The 15,570-nt window shown below is 67.0% G+C and carries 12 protein-coding genes; 5 read left to right on the forward strand and 7 right to left on the reverse strand.

What is annotated here, in order from left to right:
* Positions 1-67 precede the first annotated feature (67 nt).
* From AB3M81_RS04085 to AB3M81_RS04100, 4 genes are read left to right on the forward strand one after another with little or no spacing between them, the layout of a single operon-like run.
* The gene (locus AB3M81_RS04085) at positions 68-1,228 is read left to right on the forward strand and encodes a glutathione-independent formaldehyde dehydrogenase (protein ID WP_412902640.1); all 1,161 of its coding nucleotides are present in this window, start codon (positions 68-70) and stop codon (positions 1,226-1,228) included.
* 1 nt (position 1,229) lies between these two features.
* Positions 1,230-1,793, forward strand: coding sequence for a type 1 glutamine amidotransferase domain-containing protein (locus tag AB3M81_RS04090; RefSeq protein WP_412902641.1), 564 nt, complete (start codon positions 1,230-1,232; stop codon positions 1,791-1,793).
* Positions 1,790-2,263: a hypothetical protein gene (locus AB3M81_RS04095; RefSeq protein ID WP_412902642.1), complete on the forward strand. Its 474-nt coding sequence runs from the start codon at positions 1,790-1,792 to the stop codon at positions 2,261-2,263. The genes AB3M81_RS04090 and AB3M81_RS04095 overlap by 4 nt, the downstream gene beginning before the upstream one ends.
* Positions 2,260-3,435, forward strand: coding sequence for a zinc-dependent alcohol dehydrogenase (locus AB3M81_RS04100; protein ID WP_412902643.1), 1,176 nt, complete (start codon positions 2,260-2,262; stop codon positions 3,433-3,435). Before AB3M81_RS04095 ends, AB3M81_RS04100 begins: the two co-directional genes overlap by 4 nt.
* A 42-nt stretch (positions 3,436-3,477) precedes the next feature.
* On the opposite strand, the gene AB3M81_RS04105 is transcribed toward AB3M81_RS04100, so the two are convergent.
* From AB3M81_RS04105 to AB3M81_RS04115, 3 genes are all read right to left on the reverse strand, one after another.
* On the reverse strand, positions 3,478-4,494 hold the full coding sequence (locus tag AB3M81_RS04105; protein WP_412902644.1) for a helix-turn-helix transcriptional regulator: 1,017 nt from the start codon (positions 4,492-4,494) through the stop codon (positions 3,478-3,480).
* Positions 4,495-4,903: 409 nt separating this feature from the next.
* Positions 4,904-5,398, reverse strand: coding sequence for a hypothetical protein (locus AB3M81_RS04110; RefSeq protein ID WP_412902645.1), 495 nt, complete (start codon positions 5,396-5,398; stop codon positions 4,904-4,906).
* A 355-nt stretch (positions 5,399-5,753) separates the two neighbouring features.
* Positions 5,754-6,593 (reverse strand): hypothetical protein, encoded by an 840-nt coding sequence (locus AB3M81_RS04115; RefSeq protein WP_412902646.1) that lies wholly within the window; start codon positions 6,591-6,593, stop codon positions 5,754-5,756.
* 377 nt (positions 6,594-6,970) lie between these two features.
* On the opposite strand from AB3M81_RS04115, the gene AB3M81_RS04120 reads away from it, so the two are divergent.
* On the forward strand, positions 6,971-7,777 hold the full coding sequence (locus AB3M81_RS04120; protein ID WP_412902647.1) for a hypothetical protein: 807 nt from the start codon (positions 6,971-6,973) through the stop codon (positions 7,775-7,777).
* A gap of 146 nt (positions 7,778-7,923) precedes the next feature.
* On the opposite strand, the gene AB3M81_RS04125 is transcribed toward AB3M81_RS04120, so the two are convergent.
* The 4 genes from AB3M81_RS04125 to cobN all read right to left on the reverse strand — a co-directional run bounded on the left by AB3M81_RS04125 (position 7,924) and on the right by cobN (position 15,549).
* Complete coding sequence (locus AB3M81_RS04125; RefSeq protein WP_412902648.1) at positions 7,924-8,757, reverse strand: hypothetical protein; 834 nt, start codon at positions 8,755-8,757, stop codon at positions 7,924-7,926.
* 524 nt (positions 8,758-9,281) lie between these two features.
* Entirely contained in the window at positions 9,282-10,814 is a 1,533-nt protein-coding gene (locus tag AB3M81_RS04130) for an RNA-directed DNA polymerase (RefSeq protein WP_412902649.1), read from the reverse strand.
* 377 nt (positions 10,815-11,191) lie between these two features.
* Positions 11,192-11,950, reverse strand: coding sequence for a precorrin-6A synthase (deacetylating) (gene cobF / locus AB3M81_RS04135; protein ID WP_412902650.1), 759 nt, complete (start codon positions 11,948-11,950; stop codon positions 11,192-11,194).
* Positions 11,947-15,549 carry a cobaltochelatase subunit CobN gene (gene cobN / locus AB3M81_RS04140; protein ID WP_412902651.1) on the reverse strand — a complete coding sequence of 1,201 codons (3,603 nt, stop codon included), beginning with the start codon at positions 15,547-15,549 and terminating at the stop codon, positions 11,947-11,949. Before cobN ends, cobF begins: the two co-directional genes overlap by 4 nt.
* Positions 15,550-15,570 lie beyond the last annotated feature (21 nt).

A 15,570-nucleotide genomic window follows, 5' to 3' on the forward strand; every position in this document is an offset into this window, starting at 1 on the left:
CCGTGCAATGGAAGGTGGAGCCTCAAGCCCGGCAGCATCCGACGAAGCCTCCAAAGGGGGAAGCAGCATGAAAGCAGTGGTGTACGAGGGACCGCGTCAGGTCGCGGTCAAGGACGTTCCGGATGCCCGGATCGAGCGGCCGACCGATGTCCTGGTGAAGGTCACGTCCGCGAACATCTGCGGCTCGGACCTTCACATGTACGAGGGCAGGACCGACTTCGAGACCGGCCGGTGGTTCGGCCACGAGAACCTCGGCGAGGTGGTCGAGGTCGGCGACGGGGTCGACAAGGTCCAGGTCGGCGACTACGTCGTCCTCCCGTTCAACATCGCGTGCGGACACTGCAAGAACTGCGAACGGCAGCTGACCAACTACTGTCTGACCGCCCAGCCCGAGCCGAAGATGGCCGGCGCCGCGTACGGGTTCGCCGACATGGGGCCGTACGGCGGTGGACAGGCGGAGCTGCTGCGGGTGCCGTGGGGTGACTTCAACGCTCTGCGTCTCGGCGAGGACGCGGCCGAGCGTCAGACCGACTACGTCATGCTCTCCGACATCTTCCCGACCGGCTACCACGCCACCGAGATGGCCGGCGTCAAGCCGGGCGACCAGACCGTCATCTACGGAGGCGGGCCCGTCGGCCTGATGGCCGCGCTGTCGGCCACGATCCGCGGTGCCAGCAAGGTCCTGGTCGTCGACCGCCAGCCCGATCGCCTCCGCCTCGCCGAGTCCATCGGCGCGATCGCCATCGACGACTCCAAGGTCGACCCCGTGGAGGCGGTCCTCGAGCAGACGATGGGCTTGGGCGCGGACAGCGGCTGCGAGTGCGTCGGATACCAGGCCCACGAGCCCGATGGCCAGGAGCAGGCGAACCTGACGATGAACCGGCTGGTCGCCTCCGTGCGCTTCACGGGTCACATCGGCTGCGTCGGCGTCTTCGTGCCCGAGGACCCGGGAGCCAAGGACGAGCTGGCCAAGCAGGGGAAGCTGGCCTTCGACTTCGGCATGTTCTGGTTCAAGGGCCAGCACATCGGCAGCGGCCAGGCGCCCGTCAAGAAGTACAACCGCCAGCTGCGCGACCTGATCGCGGGCGGGAAGGCCGAGCCCTCGTTCATCGTGAGCCACGAGCTGCCGCTCGACCAGGCGCCGGAGGCCTACGAGCACTTCGACAAGCGCGACGACGGCTGGACCAAGGTCGTCCTGCATCCCTCGATGGCAGGGGCGGGTGCCTGACATGGCCGGATCACTGGACGGACGCACCGTCGCCATCCTCGCGGCCGACGGTGTCGAGCGGGTCGAGCTCGAGAAGCCTCGCCAGGCGCTCGACGACGCCGGCGCCACGACCGTGGTGGTCTCGCTGCAGAGTGGCGAGATCCAGGCGCGCAACAACGACCTGGAGGACGCCGGCACCTTCTCCGTGGACCAGGTGGTCTCCGACGTGTCCGTTGACGACTACGACGCGCTGCTGCTGCCGGGCGGCACCGTGAACCCGGACAAGCTCCGCACGGAGGAGGCGGCCGTAAACTTCGTGCGGAGCTTCGTCCAGTCGGGCAAGCCCGTCGCGTCGATCTGCCACGGCCCGTGGAACTTCGTCGAGGCCGACGTCGCCCGCGGGCGACGGCTGACCTCGTGGCCGAGCATCCGCACCGACCTGCGCAACGCGGGAGCGGACGTGGTGGACGAGGAGGTCGTCACGGACGGCAACATCACCACCAGTCGGTCGCCCGACGACCTGCCCGCGTTCTGCGAGCGGATCGTGCAGGAGTTCGCCTCGGCGGGGTCGGAGGCGCGCACATGAGCTCGCCGAAGCCCAACGCGGCGGTCCGCGCCGGAGAGAGCGTCGTGCGACGCGTGCGGTCGGTCATCGATCCGATGACGACGTTGCCCTCCCAGGACGGCAAGGGCTCCGGGTGGTTGACCGTGACGGTCGTGGGCGAGTTGGAAGACATCCGCGACCGCGGCCTGCCTGCTCCCCTGGCTTCGTTCGGCGACCGGATCGAGGTCCGCTTCAGCTCCGCCCCGGCCGACAAGGGAACCGAGGTGCGGGCCCGGCTCAAGGACGCGCCCTCGAGTCCTCCGCCCGCACGACTGGCCGGCAAGGACGCCCAGGCGGAACTCAGGGCTTCCCTGCGTGAGGCCAAGCAGCTCATCGAGGTCGGGGAGATCCTGCGAGTCGATCCCGTCCCGCACGGTGAGCGAACGTCAACACCCGGGGGCCTGCTGCTCGAGGCCTGGACCCGGATGGCACCGAAGGGAGGCGTGCGATGAAGGCCGTGACGTGGCGCGGGATCAACGAGATCGGCGTCGAGGACGTCCCCGAACCCTCGATCCTCAACGATCACGACATCGTCCTCGAGGTGGGGCTGAGTGCCACGTGCGGCTCGGACCTGCACCTGCTCGGGGGCTACATCCCGGCCATGCGGGCCGGTGACGTCCTCGGGCACGAGTTCATGGGGACCGTCGCGGCCGTCGGGCCGGCGGTCCGCAAGCACCGCGTCGGCGACCGGGTCGTAGTGGTCTCGTTCACGAGCTGCGGGCACTGCTGGTACTGCCGTCAGGAGCTCTACTCGCTGTGCGACAACGGCAACCCCAATCCGGGCATCACGGAAGCGCTGTGGGGTCAGGGCATCGGCGGCTGCTACGGCTACTCCCACGCGCTGGGAGGCTGGGCGGGCAGCCACGCTCCCCTCATCCGCGTGCCCTACGCGGATCAGGGCGCCTTCACGATCCCCGACGGCGTGTCCGACGAGCGGGCCCTGTTCGCCTCTGATGCGGCACCGACAGGCTGGACCGGCGCGGACCAGGCCGGCGTCCGCCCCGGTGACGTCGTCGCGGTGTGGGGCGCGGGCGGCGTCGGCCAGATGGCTGCCCGCGCCGCCATGCTCATGGGAGCCGAGCAGGTCATCGTGATCGACCGGTTCGAGAACCGGCTGACGCAGGTCCACGCGCACATCGGGGCGGAGACGCTCAACTACGAGCAGGACGACGTGCCCGGCACCCTGCGCGAGATCACGGGCGGTCGCGGACCGGACGTGTGCATCGAGGCCGTTGGGATGGAGGCGCACTCGACGGGTCCGCAGTACGTGTACGACCAGGTCAAGCAGCAGCTCCGGCTGCAGACGGACCGGCCGACAGCGGTGCGGGAGGCGATCTACGCGTGCCGCAAGGGCGGGACGGTCTTCACCCTGGGTGTGTTCGCGGGACTCGTCGACAAGTTCCCACTCGGCGCGGTGATGAACAAGGCGCTCACCCTGCGCGGTGCCCAGCAGCACGGACACCGCTACATCCCGCAGATCCTCGAGCGGATGAGCCGGGACGAGATCAGGACCGAGCACCTGGCGACCCACGTGATGCCGCTGGACCAGGGACCGGAGGGCTACCGGATGTTCAAGGAGAAGGAGGACGGGTGCGTCCGCGCCGTCTTCCGGCCGGGCGGTTGATCTCACGGACCCACGTTGGCGGTCGGTGCCCCCTGCCGGCCGTCAACGCGGACCATGGCGACGAGGCCATGGCGGAACGTACAGACCCTCGCGCTCGGCCTGGACCGCAGCGGAGGTTCGGGAAGGAGCGTGGAGCTTGCGCATGACATGTTCGACGTGAGTGGCGACGGTCCGAGGTGTCACGGCCAGCGTGGTGGCGATCTGCTGATTCGATCGCCCGTTGACGAGAAGGCCGAGCACCTGGAGCTCCCGAGGAGTCAGCGCATGGCAGTCGGCGGTGGGCGACAGCAACAGCAGCCCGCCGACGAAGCGCGACATCTCGGTCGTCGCCAACACGGTCAGGCGCACGTGGCCGGCGTCCTCGTCGGCCGCGCCCGCCGGCCACAGGAACGACTGCGAGACCTGGCCGACGGCGAGGCTCCCGTGAGCGACGCGGACCGCCGGCGAGCTGCGATGAAGCAGCGGGTGGTCGTGCATGCCCGGGAGCGTGCACGTGCTCCCGTCGCGCATGAGCACCACCCCGGCCTCCGCATCGGGCACCATCCGCGCCGCCGCGAGCAGGGAGCGCATGGGTGAGAGCCCGTGGGAGATGAGCGGCGCGAGCTGTTCGAGGTGGGGCCGCGCGCGCACGTGCGGTGGCCTGTCGTGGCGGTTGAGCAGCCCGATGAATCCGACCTGCTGACCCGACCCGTCGCGCACCGTCGCCCCGAGGCCCCCGAGGAAGCCCGCCGGACCGAGACATCGCGTCCAGACGGGCCGGTCGACCAGCTCGCCCGGCAGCTCCGAAAGCCTCACGAACGGGTCGAGACCATCGGCTCCCCCGGCGGTGATCTCGTCCGCCGTCTCCGGGCTGGCCAGGAAGTCGGCCACTTCTTCGTCGAGCCCCGCGCTTCCCACCACGGCGTGGTCGCGCAGCCGAGGATCCGACACGGTGAGCCACGCGGCGTCGTACGCCATGCCACAACGCAGCGCGCTCACGAACGCGTCCACTCGATCCTGCAGGGAGTCGGAGGAGTCGGTGATCTCCGTCATCTCGTCGACGGACGGACTGTCCAGCACGCGTGGCTCCTGGGACGGGTGCGGGGGGTACGGCGCGGCTCGACCGGTCCCCGTCGTGCTCCGGTCGAGACCTTGTAGGTCACGTTCAAGGAGCATGTACCCACTGAGCGGTGGGCTCAGGCGTGTGGACAGTCAGTTGATTTCGATCGTTGCGAGCGGTGGACGGGCGGTAGACCAGGCGACTGTTCGTCTGTCTCGGTTTCGCAGTCGACGGAGAGGCTCGGTCTAGGTCCCTCTCGGTCGGGCGAGACGTGCCAGGAGTGCGAAACGGCCTTGGACCGGCGAGAAGACCTCGACGCCGACCAATGTCATCTGGCACAGCAATGGTGGGCCCGACGACGTTGGAGAACCCGGCATCCTCGCGCGCCGACCAACCCGTGCGAGGCTGCCTAGGTTCGGTGGGTGGACGTCATTGGTGCCCGTTTCCGCGCACCGTGAGTTCCATCCCGTCAGGCAGGTCCGATACGCCGAGTGCCACGTTGCCATCCGCATCGATGAGGATCCCGATCGCGCACCCAACAAACGTGTTGTTCGAAGCGTCCACCATCACCTCGCCATCGCGGTACACCCGCAAGGCGCGATCCTTCAGCTCAACGCTGAGCTCGTCGGTGACAGGAATCTTCCCAAAGAGCTGACTCTTCTGGGGGTTCGGTCGGAACTTGTAGGCAAAGCTTCCGTTCTCGCTCGTGAAGAGGACATCCCCATTGGGGCTCGACTCAATTCTCTCTGCGATTGGAACACTCGAAACCACCTCGTAGACGGCGCTCTTGAACGCTGGGATCCACCGGAAGACGTCCACCTTCAGCGACCCATCAACTTCGTAGATGTGGAAGTAACGATCCCCGAGCACCAAGGGAAACGGGACGCCATTGAACGCGTTGGAGCCAATCTGAATCGATGTCATAGGAATCCGCCTTCGTGCCGGTCGGTCGATCAGGAACCCATCTCGAGAGTGACTTAGCTTTCACCTCCTTGCCTGGACATTTTCCCAAGTTGTGGCTCGAGTGAAGACTCGACACTTATGAGTCTTCGGCGCCTAGTCGTCCACGGTCGAGAGCCACCGCGACCTTGCGGATATGAAGGCTCGGGACGCCTTCCCCAAACGGGTAGGCATTGTCATCGTCTTTGTCCTGGCCCACGTCGCGTCGCAGTCTGACTGTTTCCCGGTGGTATGACGCATTGCGGGGGTGAGACCGATCGGAGGCGACCCGGTCTGGGACGTTGGCCGCACGCTGCCGCGTAGATTAGCGGGTGGCGAACTAGGTCGTAGCGAAACTGCCTTCGAGGCGCCAAGTCGTCTCGACGTGCTCGACGAACTTGCCGCCTGCCTCCAGCCCCACTTTTTCCACCGAAGCTTTGAGCTTCGAGTTGATGCCGAAGTCATCAGATGATCGAACGTCGATTGAGAACTCACGCAAACCCGACTCGATGCGCGCGCGTGCGATCTCCTGCCAAAGGGGCTCATGAGGGAACCAGACGACGTCATCCGGCACAAGAGGATGACCCTGTGGCGTGAGGGTCATAGTTGTGATGATCTCCTCGTTGGAACCCAACGATCGGTCGGCGCTAGCCGACACGTTTGTAGCGACGCCAGTAGATGGCTCAGTGACGCTGAGGCCCAGTTGCGCTGCTGCTTCGCGGCTCCAGCCATGAACACTCCTGACCGTGACTGATTTGGCGCCCAGTGCCCGGATCAGGCGCTGCGCCTCGGCAACCTTGTGCTGGAAGAGGAACCGATGGAAGTCGGCCGCCGGGATGTATGCGCCTACATCTACGGGGTGAGCCGCATACACGACGTTGGTCCTAGGGTGGCCGGGCGGAAAGCGGAGAGCTTCAGCTGTCTCCAAGGCGATTGGGCGGACGATGGTGCCCTGCATCCGTAACTTGCCCACGGCTCGAGCGAGTTCCCAGCCCACAACGCCAGCGAGAAGGATGGCCCCAACCTGCGGCTGACTCGCGAAAACCCGACCGACGGCGGTCGCCTTATCAATAACTGATGAACGCTGCGCGACAGTTTCGGAGCGCTCAGTAAGGCGGTCCGACACAACGACCAGTCGACGCAGGTCGTACGGAAGTTCCAGAAGGGAGGGCGATTCCACGGCGCAACCATAATCGGCAAGGTCACGTCCTCGTCGGAGGCGGTGATGCTCACGCCCGCCAAGCGGCGGAAAGACGCGGCCGAGGCGCATAGGGCGTGTACAACCCGAGATGCGAGCTCCGCAGGTTGCGCATTGAGCTCCGGCACCCGTGCCGGGGCGGCTAGCCTCGGCAGATGATCCTGCCCGGGCACACCAGGTTTCGAATTCCCTGCGAGGCGACGGAGTTCCCAGAGTCATCCGGACTGAACGGGCATCGTGGCCTCCGCCTGACTTGGAACGACGTGCTTTGGGCGACGATAACGGTCGGAAAAGCTCGGCGAGATGTGCTGCGGCACGGCCGCTACTCGTCCGCGGACCTCGTTCATCGCGTAGCTTGCATGGACGCCTACTTCGACATCCGGGGTGGCCGCATGGTTCGTTCGGAGGCGTTCGAGACTCTGGATCCCAGCGAGAAGGCAATCGCGTCGTTCTATCTCGGCATGGCGATGGCCAAGGCGTACGCCGCCCAAGTTCTCGGAATACCTTGGCTGATGCACATCAGCCGCTACGAGGCTGCTTGGGCTGTGAAGTATGGCGCCAGCACCAAGCGACCAGACCTTTTCGGCTGCAACGCTGCAGGCGACTGGGCCGTTGCTGAGGCGAAGGGGCGAGACCGGGTCACGGGAGCCCTCGTGGCCAAGATGCGGGCGCAGAAGAGCAGTGTCGCATCGATTAATGGGGCAGCACCAACGCATCGCTATGGGGCAGCAACCCGCTTCCCGGAGGGGCGGTTGGCACTTCGGGTTGTCGACCCTCCGCCGCGGGGTGATGCTCAGGAGGTCCCGATTGATCCAACTGCCTGGCTTCTCGACTACTACGCGCCGATCGTTGACCTCATCGCCGAAGGCGACCGACAGGTTGAGGGACGGTACCTCGTTGGCTACATACCGACGTCAGACATCGAGGTCGGCGTTTCGGAAGAGGTCGTCGGCTGGGTCAACGAGTCGCGGGACCGCCAGTTCGAGCGCCCGGGGCCGCGCCGCGCCGACACACCCGCGGATGGCATGGAGACCTTCCGCCGCCTTGCGGGCCAGGCGAGACCGGCTGACGCGCAACTTGTGGAGCGAATCACCGAGCCCACTGGAGACGATGGAAACATTCCCAACCTGTTCCGAGATGGGATAGTCATTCGTTCGCGTCGGTAGCGCCCCGCGGCCGCCGATCGGCCAGCGACGCGACAAGCTGCGATGACGCCGTGCTGAGGCGATCGCTTCGTAGGCGTCGATTGTCCAGAGTTCATCGCGCGAGGTGCCTACTCGCGAATCCGGCAACCAAGTGGACAAGACTCGGTTCACTCAAGCGTGTTGCGACGAGCGAGAGTCTGCATCAGTTCGATGGTGGAAAGGTACGTCCAGTACAGCCAGTCGAGATACTCGTCTGCGTAGTCGTCGTGTTGGTCGGCACGGTTGTGCCGGATCGCGAACTTGTTCGCGGTCTCGAAAAGCATGCCCTCGTCTCTCGACAACAGGTGCATTTTGACTTGGCCCCGCATGCTCTCGAGTTCGTGGGCAAGCGCGCGGCAGGCGTCCTTTTTGTCCTGGCGGTTCGCGCCGCGTGCTCTGAACTGCATGACTGCACGTGCCACCGGGTCCCTGGACGGGTCACTGGCCGCGGCTAGGATGCGGTGGGTCAGGTCGCTGCGTGCTTTGTCGGTCGCGTGGACGAGAAGACCGATGTCGTCTCCGTCCTCGGCCAGCCGCAGGTCCAAGGTCGTTCGCGCGAACAGCTCGTTGACCTTCCACCGGTAGAGCGCCTGCCCAGGCTCGGGGGCAAAGTCGTCGTAGTGCCAGTCGTCACCGTAGGAATGGAACATCCGCTGCCGCGGTCTGCAGATGCAGTCGTGCAACACTTCGACGTATGTGTAGAAATCGTCGACCGGCAGCCCTTCGGTCGGGATGGCGAAGGGCCACGTGACCGGCATGTGAGCGTTCCGCGTCAGATAACGTGACATCTCTTCGTCCCGCTCCTGCCGGGACGGTCCATCCGCACACACGCTGGGGCATATGCGGTCGAAGTACCCAGCCTCATCGAACTCTTTGACGCAACGAACCCACTCTGTTTGAAGCGAGAGCCCAGTCAGGGCTGGCTCGGGGCCCGCCAGCGTCATCCGCTCCCGCCAATACATCCGACGATGCTTGGGCAGGTTGTCCGCATCATCGGCGAGGACACGTAGAAACCTGCTAGTGGCGTCAAACGTGTCGGCGCGCCATGCACCCGTCCCGGGCCCCGTCTGCTCAAATTCGCGGCCAGGTTGTGGTCCAGCGAACGCTTCGCTCAACAGGAGACGTCCGCGTTCCTGAAGCATGTGCGCATTGGGTGAGTCGGACGCGGCGTACGCCTCGGAACGGAAGATCTCGATCGGCCACAGGAGGCGATAGTCCGGTCCGTGATTATGCGTCAAGTCTCGTCCATTCGTCGCGATGGATTGAAACGTTACCGCGCTGGACCGACGGCTTGCCTCCAAGACGCGGAGGACCCGGGACGGTAATCAGAATGCTGGCCGCCTTGTTCTCTCCGCCGAGCAGGTGCAGGACTCGGCGTCCGCGCAGAGTCTCCGCGTAGTCCTCGATCCGCACGGCGGCAACCTCGGAGGCGCAACGAGCGTTGATGCCCGAAGTGTCGAAACGGCATCCTGAAGTCTCACGCCGACTATCTGAAGTCCTTCGCTGCTGCCAACTTCTTGAACCCGCGGTCTTCGATCAGCCGCAGCGTGACCTGATTCTCAGGGTAGGCGCCCAGCAAGTCTCGAATCCGGTGTCGGGGTTCCCGCAAATCCAGAGATCCCAGGGCGAGCAACCGGCGCTCCAGAGGATGGTCTGATTTGGATTCCAACGCGCGGAGTAAGTCCTTTGCCGTATCGGAATCCCACCGCGCCAAGCGCTGGATTCCGACCGCGAGCACGGGAAGGTCCGGTTTGTCATCCATAAGCTCGACCAAAGCCGTAACCACCGCGTCTGAGACCTTCGATTTGGACGGGAACATCGTCGTAAGCTGTGCCACCGACCAACTGAATCGAGCCCAGTCCGACTTCACGTAGTCGGCGTACCAAGTCTGATACGACTTCCATAGGCCAAGGTCGTTCGAGAGTCGCGAAAGGTGGTCCGCTACGTGGGGCATCCGCTCGGCCTGCTCCAGTAGGAGCTGAGCTTCCGCCGTCATCTTCTTCTGGCGGAGGCGGACGCAGGCGAAATGTACTGATGAGCGATCCGCCGCTTCAGGCTCCTCCAACAACGATTCTACGAGCTCTCGTAGAGGAGCGGTGTCAGGTGAGTCGTTGGAAAAAAGCGGCTCGTTCAGCGCAGAATCTACGGCACTGTGAGCGGTTTGAAGCGCCTGTCGCGCCAACTCGTCTCCCTCGTGGATGCCGGTCTTGGCAGCGTGAAGTTCGAGACCCAGATTCCTCGCCTTGTCTTGAAGATCGACCTGCAACCGACGAAGTCGGCCCTCATCGTGACCAAACACCCATAGGTCGTCCATCCACCGAGTACTTAACTTTCGACTTGACGACGTCGAGCGCCTCGTCGTCTCGTTGTAATCCGTGACAGCCTCATCGAGGTTCATCAAATACATGTTTGCGAGGAGCGACGAAGCGGCGTTGCGCTGTGGTAACCCCCGGCGTCCCGGAGCAGCGTCCCATCCATGCAGCATTCCTGTTAGGCGCCCGACAACCGCGTGTTGCCCATCAACCCGGTGTTCGATGTCCTCAATAACGCGATGGATGGGCATCGACGCGAAACACGACACGATGTCGGTCTTGAGGTCAAAGGCTTGCTTCTCGACGAGCCGGTACAGCGCGTTTCTTTGATTTGCCCATTCGTAATCATTCCGCGCCATCAAGCCGGGGGCGGGTTTCCTTCGCCTCAAACGCCATCCGAATACCCAAGGCTGCATCCCCTTGGTCAGTCTCACGGAAACTCGGTCGACGACGGCTTGGTAAAGAAGCCGGTCTACAGGCTCCATGACAACCGCCGGCCGTGACGCAAACCCCTCCTTCGGGACATCAAGGTTCGCGACTCGGTACACGCCGCTACTGGCCGCGCGGTCGAATAGCACAGCCGGAGCAGACGTGGCTACATACTCGATCTCAGGCCAACCCCAGGGATCGCGGTACCAGTCCCCAACAAGGTCCTGGCGGACATTCTTCAGGGCGACATCCACGTCAAGCGCCTTTGACCAATCCATCGCCGGCTCCTCCTATCCGGTCCACAGCGAGCGCTCCCAAACCGTCGCCTCGGCAAGAAGAGGCTAGCGAGATTGGGGTAGTTGCATCGTGGTTTGCGTTGTGTATTAGGACGTCCCTCGTCGCGCTTCCTCCTACGAGGAGGAGACGTCTTACGCTCTCGTTCCGGTCGTCCCTGAAGGTATCGAACTGGTCCCGCGCCTATCGCCTCTTGGGTCACCGCACCCGCATATAGGCAGCGAAGATTCCGATTTGCATCATTCTGGGCGGGATTCCGCGGTCTAGCGGGCCCGACCGAGGCCGAGAGTGAAGTGCGATCGAGGTCGCTCGTGGCAACAAGGCGCCCCGGTCCGAGATGGCGCATGCGCGATCGCAGCAGTCAACCTCGCCGCAGCAGGTACGTGTCCATGACCCAGCCCTGGGCGGCCTGGACGGCGGAGCGGCGCTCCCAGATCTCGTCCGCGACCTCGGAGAGCCGTCCGGCGACGAGCTGCTCCCCCGGCGAGCCGAGGTTGGCTCCCCACCAGATCTGCCACGCCGCGGGATCGGCCAGCTTCCGGCACGTCAGCGCGCCGTCGAGCATCACGACGAGGTTGTCGTGGTCCACCGCGTCGTCGAGGAGGCGACGGCCGGTGGTGATCGTGATCGGTCCCCCGATGACGTTGAGCACCAGCCGGTGGCGCGCGGCGAGTAGCTGGACGCTGCTCAGGCCGGGGACGACCGCAACGGACACGTCCACGACGCCCCGCTCGACGATGCGGTCGGCGAGTCGGATGGCCGAGTCGTACAGCGCGGGGTCGCCCCACACCAGGACGGCGGCGTCGCCCGGGTGCTCGAGCAGCGCGTGCTCGAACGCCTGCGCCCGCGCCTCGTGCCAGTCGCGCACCGCGCCGGCGTAGTCGGCCGGGTCGTCGCGGTCGCGCTCCGGATCGGGAACGGCCACGAGACGCCACTCCCCCGTGACGTGGCGGTCGCAGATGGCCTCGCGCATCGCGATGAGGTCGGCGGTTCCCGGATGGGACGCGGTCTTGTCCGCGACGAGGAAGTAGTCCACCTCGTTGAGCACGCGCGCCGCCTCGGCCGTGACCAGCTCCGGGTCGCCGGGACCGAGACCGACGAGCGCGAGGCGCCGGATCACGCGTCGTCCTCCAGGTCGCCCTCGACCTCGAGGTAGACGCGCGCCATCTCGGCCATGACCTCCGGGTCCGGCTCCTGCCACAGGCCGCGGTCGGCCGCCTCGTTCAGTCGCTCGACGATGCCGCGCAGCGCCCACGGGTTGGAGCGGCGCATGAACTCCTGGTTCGTGTCGTCGAGCACGTACTCCTTCGCGAGCGACTCGTACATCCAGTCGTGCACGACGCCGGCGGTCGCGTCGAAGCCGAACAGGTAGTCGACGGTCGCGGCCAGCTCGAACGCGCCCTTGTAGCCGTGCCGCTGCATCGCCGAGATCCAGCGCGGGTTGACGACGCGCGAGCGGAAGACGCGGTTCGTCTCCTCCTGCAGCGTCCGCGTGCGCACGGCGTCCGGCGTCGTGGAGTCACCGACGTACGCCTTCGGCTCGGCGCCCGTGAGCGCGCGGACCGTGGCGATCATGCCGCCGTGGTACTGGAAGTAGTCGTCGGAGTCGGCGATGTCGTGCTCGCGCGAGTCGATGTTCTTCGCGGCCACGGCGATGCGGCGGTAGCTCGTGCGCATGTCGTCGCTGGCGGCCACACCGTCGAGTCCGCGCCCGTACGCGAAGCCGCCCCACGCCGTGTAGACCTCGGCGAGGTCGGCGTCGTCGCGCCACGTGCCCGACTCGACCACCTGAAGGATGCCGGCGCCGTACGAGCCGGGCTTGGACCCGAAGATGCGCGTCGTGGCGCGGCGGTGGTCTCCGTGCTCGGCGAGGTCCTGCGCGGTGTGCGCGCGGACGTAGTTCTGCTCGTCGGGCTCGTCGAGGTCGGCGACGAGCTGCACCGCGTCGTCGAGGATCTCGATGACGTGCGGGAACGCGTCGCGGAAGAAGCCGGAGATCCGCACCGTGACGTCGATCCGCGGGCGACCCAGCTCCTCGAGCGAGATCACCTCGAGGCCGTTGACGCGGCGCGATGCCGGATCCCACGCGGGGCGCACGCCCATGAGCGCCAGCACCTCGGCGATGTCGTCGCCCGAGGTGCGCATCGCCGACGTCCCCCACACCGAGAGGCCGACCGACCGCGGGTACTCCCCCGTGTCCTCGAGGTGCCGGGCCACGAGCGACTCGGCCATCGCCTGACCGGTCTCCCACGCGAGCCGCGACGGCACGGCGCGCGGGTCGACGGTGTAGAAGTTCCGCCCGGTCGGCAGCACGTTCACCAAGCCGCGCAGCGGCGAGCCCGACGGGCCGGCCTGGATGAACCGGCCGTCCAGCGCGCGCAGGATGTTCGTGAGCTCGTCGGTCGTGCCCGCGAGCCGCGGGACCACCTGCTCGGCCGCGAACCGCAGCACGGCTCGGACGGTCTCATCCTCGTGGACGGTCTCGATCGCGGCGGTGTCCCACTGCGCCTTCTCCATCGCCTCGACGAGTGAGCGCGCCTGCGCCTCGACGGCGTCGACCTCGGGCAGCGGAGCATCCTCGCCGAGGCCGAGCGCCGCACGCAGTCCGGGCAGCGCCCTCTCCTGTCCGCCCCACACCTGGGTGGCCCGCAGGACGGCGAGCACGAGGTTCACGCGGGCCTCGCCCTCGGGCGCCTGGCCCAGCACGTGCAGGCCGTCGCGGATCTGGACGTCCTTGATCTCGCACAGCCAGCCGTCGACGTGCAGCAGGAAGTCGTCGAACTCCTCGTCGCCGGGACGCTCCTCGAGGCCGAGGTCGCGGTGCATCTGCGCCGACTGCATGAGCGTCCAGATCTGCTGGCGGATGGCCGGCAGCTTGGCCGGGTCCATCGCCGCGACGTTCGCGTACTCGTCGAGCAGCTGCTCCAGCTTGGCGATGTCGCCGTAGCCCTCGGCGCGCGCCATCGGCGGCACGAGGTGGTCGATGATCGTCGCGTGCGCACGCCGCTTGGCCTGTGCGCCCTCTCCCGGGTCGTTCACGAGGAACGGGTAGATGAGCGGCATGCTGCCGATCGCGGCGTCGGTCGCGCACGCGGCGGACAGCGCGGCGTTCTTGCCGGGCAGCCACTCCATCGAGCCGTGCTTGCCGAGGTGCACGACCGCGTCGGCGCCGAACCCGTGCTCGAGCCAGCGGTACGCCGCGAGGTAGTGGTGCGAGGGCGGCATGTCGGGATCGTGGTAGATCGCGACGGGGTTCTCGCCGAAGCCGCGCGGCGGCTGGATGAGGATGACCACGTTGCCGGCGCGCAGGGTCGCGAGCACGATGTCGCCCGCGTCATCGACGAACAGCGACCCGGGGGCCTCGCCCCAGGTCTCGACCATCTCGTCGCGCAGCTCGGCCGGCAGGTCGGCCGTCCAGCGCAAGTAGTCGTCGCGGCTGATCCGCACGTGCGAGCTGCTCAGCTGCGCCTGCGTCAGCCACTCCTCGTCCTGGCCGCCGGCCTCGATGAGCGCGTGGATCAGCGCGTTGCCCGAGGTGGTGTCCGGCTCCTCGCCCTCGACCGGCGGCAGCGGATCGAGGCCGGGGATCTCGCCCGGAGCACCGAGGTCGTAGCCCTCCTCGCGCAGAAGCCGCAGTAGGCGGATCGCCGAGACCGGCGTGTCCAGGCCGACCGCGTTGCCGATGCGGCTGTGCTTCGTCGGGTAGGCGGACAGCACCAGCGCGACCTTGCGCTCGGCCGGCGGGACGTGGCGCAGGCGGGCGTGGTTGACGGCGATGCCGGCGACACGGGCGCACCGCTCGGCATCGGTCTCGTAGCGCGGCAGCCCGTCCTCGTCGACCTCCTTGAACGAGAACGGCACCGTGATGAGCCGGCCGTCGAACTCGGGGATCGCGATCTGGGTCGCCGAGTCCAGCGGCGTGACGCCGTCGTCGGACGCCTCCCACTCGGCACGCGTCGACGTCAGCGCGAGCGCCTGCAGCACGGGGACGTCGAGCGCGCGGAGCCGCTCCACGTCCCACGCCTCGTCGTCGCCGCCGGCGCTCGCCGTGGCGGGCTTGGACCCGCCTGCGGCCAGCACCGTCACGACGATCGCGTCCAGGGTGGCGAGCTGCTCGAACAGGTCGTCCGAGGCCGCGCGCAGGGACGAGACGAAGATCGGCACGCCCACGGCCCGACCTGTCGCATCGACCGCGTCGGCCAGCTGGTGCGCGAACGCCTGGTTCCCGCTGACCTCGTGGGCGCGGTAGTAGAGGATGCCGACGCGCGGCAGGTCCTCCCGGGACGACGGCCGCTCGCTCACTCCCCACTCGGGCAGCACCGAGGGCGGATCGAAGCCCTCACCCGTGAGCAGCACGGTGTCGGACAGGAACGCGTGGAGCTGGCGCAGGTTCTCGGCGCCGCCCTCGGCGAGGTAGCGGTGCGCCTCGGCGCACACGCCGATCGGCACGGTGGACAGCTCCATGAGCGCCGCGTTCGGCAGCCGCTCGCCGCCGAGCACCACGAGCGGACGGCCGCGCTCGCGCACCAGGGCAGCGACGTCGCGGACGTCCTCGGGCGAGCCGAGCACGCGCAGGACGACGAGGTCGGCCTCGTCCACCAGCGCGTCGCGCCGGGCGTCGCCCACGCGCGCGGGGTTCGCCCACGTGTAGGCCGCGCCGCTGGCACGCGCCGAGAGCAGGTCGGTGTCCGAGGTGGACATGAGGGCGATGCGGGTCATGCTGCTCCTTCGGTGGACGGG

This window comes from Aeromicrobium jepli, assembly GCF_047246605.1.
Taxonomy (GTDB): domain Bacteria; phylum Actinomycetota; class Actinomycetes; order Propionibacteriales; family Nocardioidaceae; genus Aeromicrobium.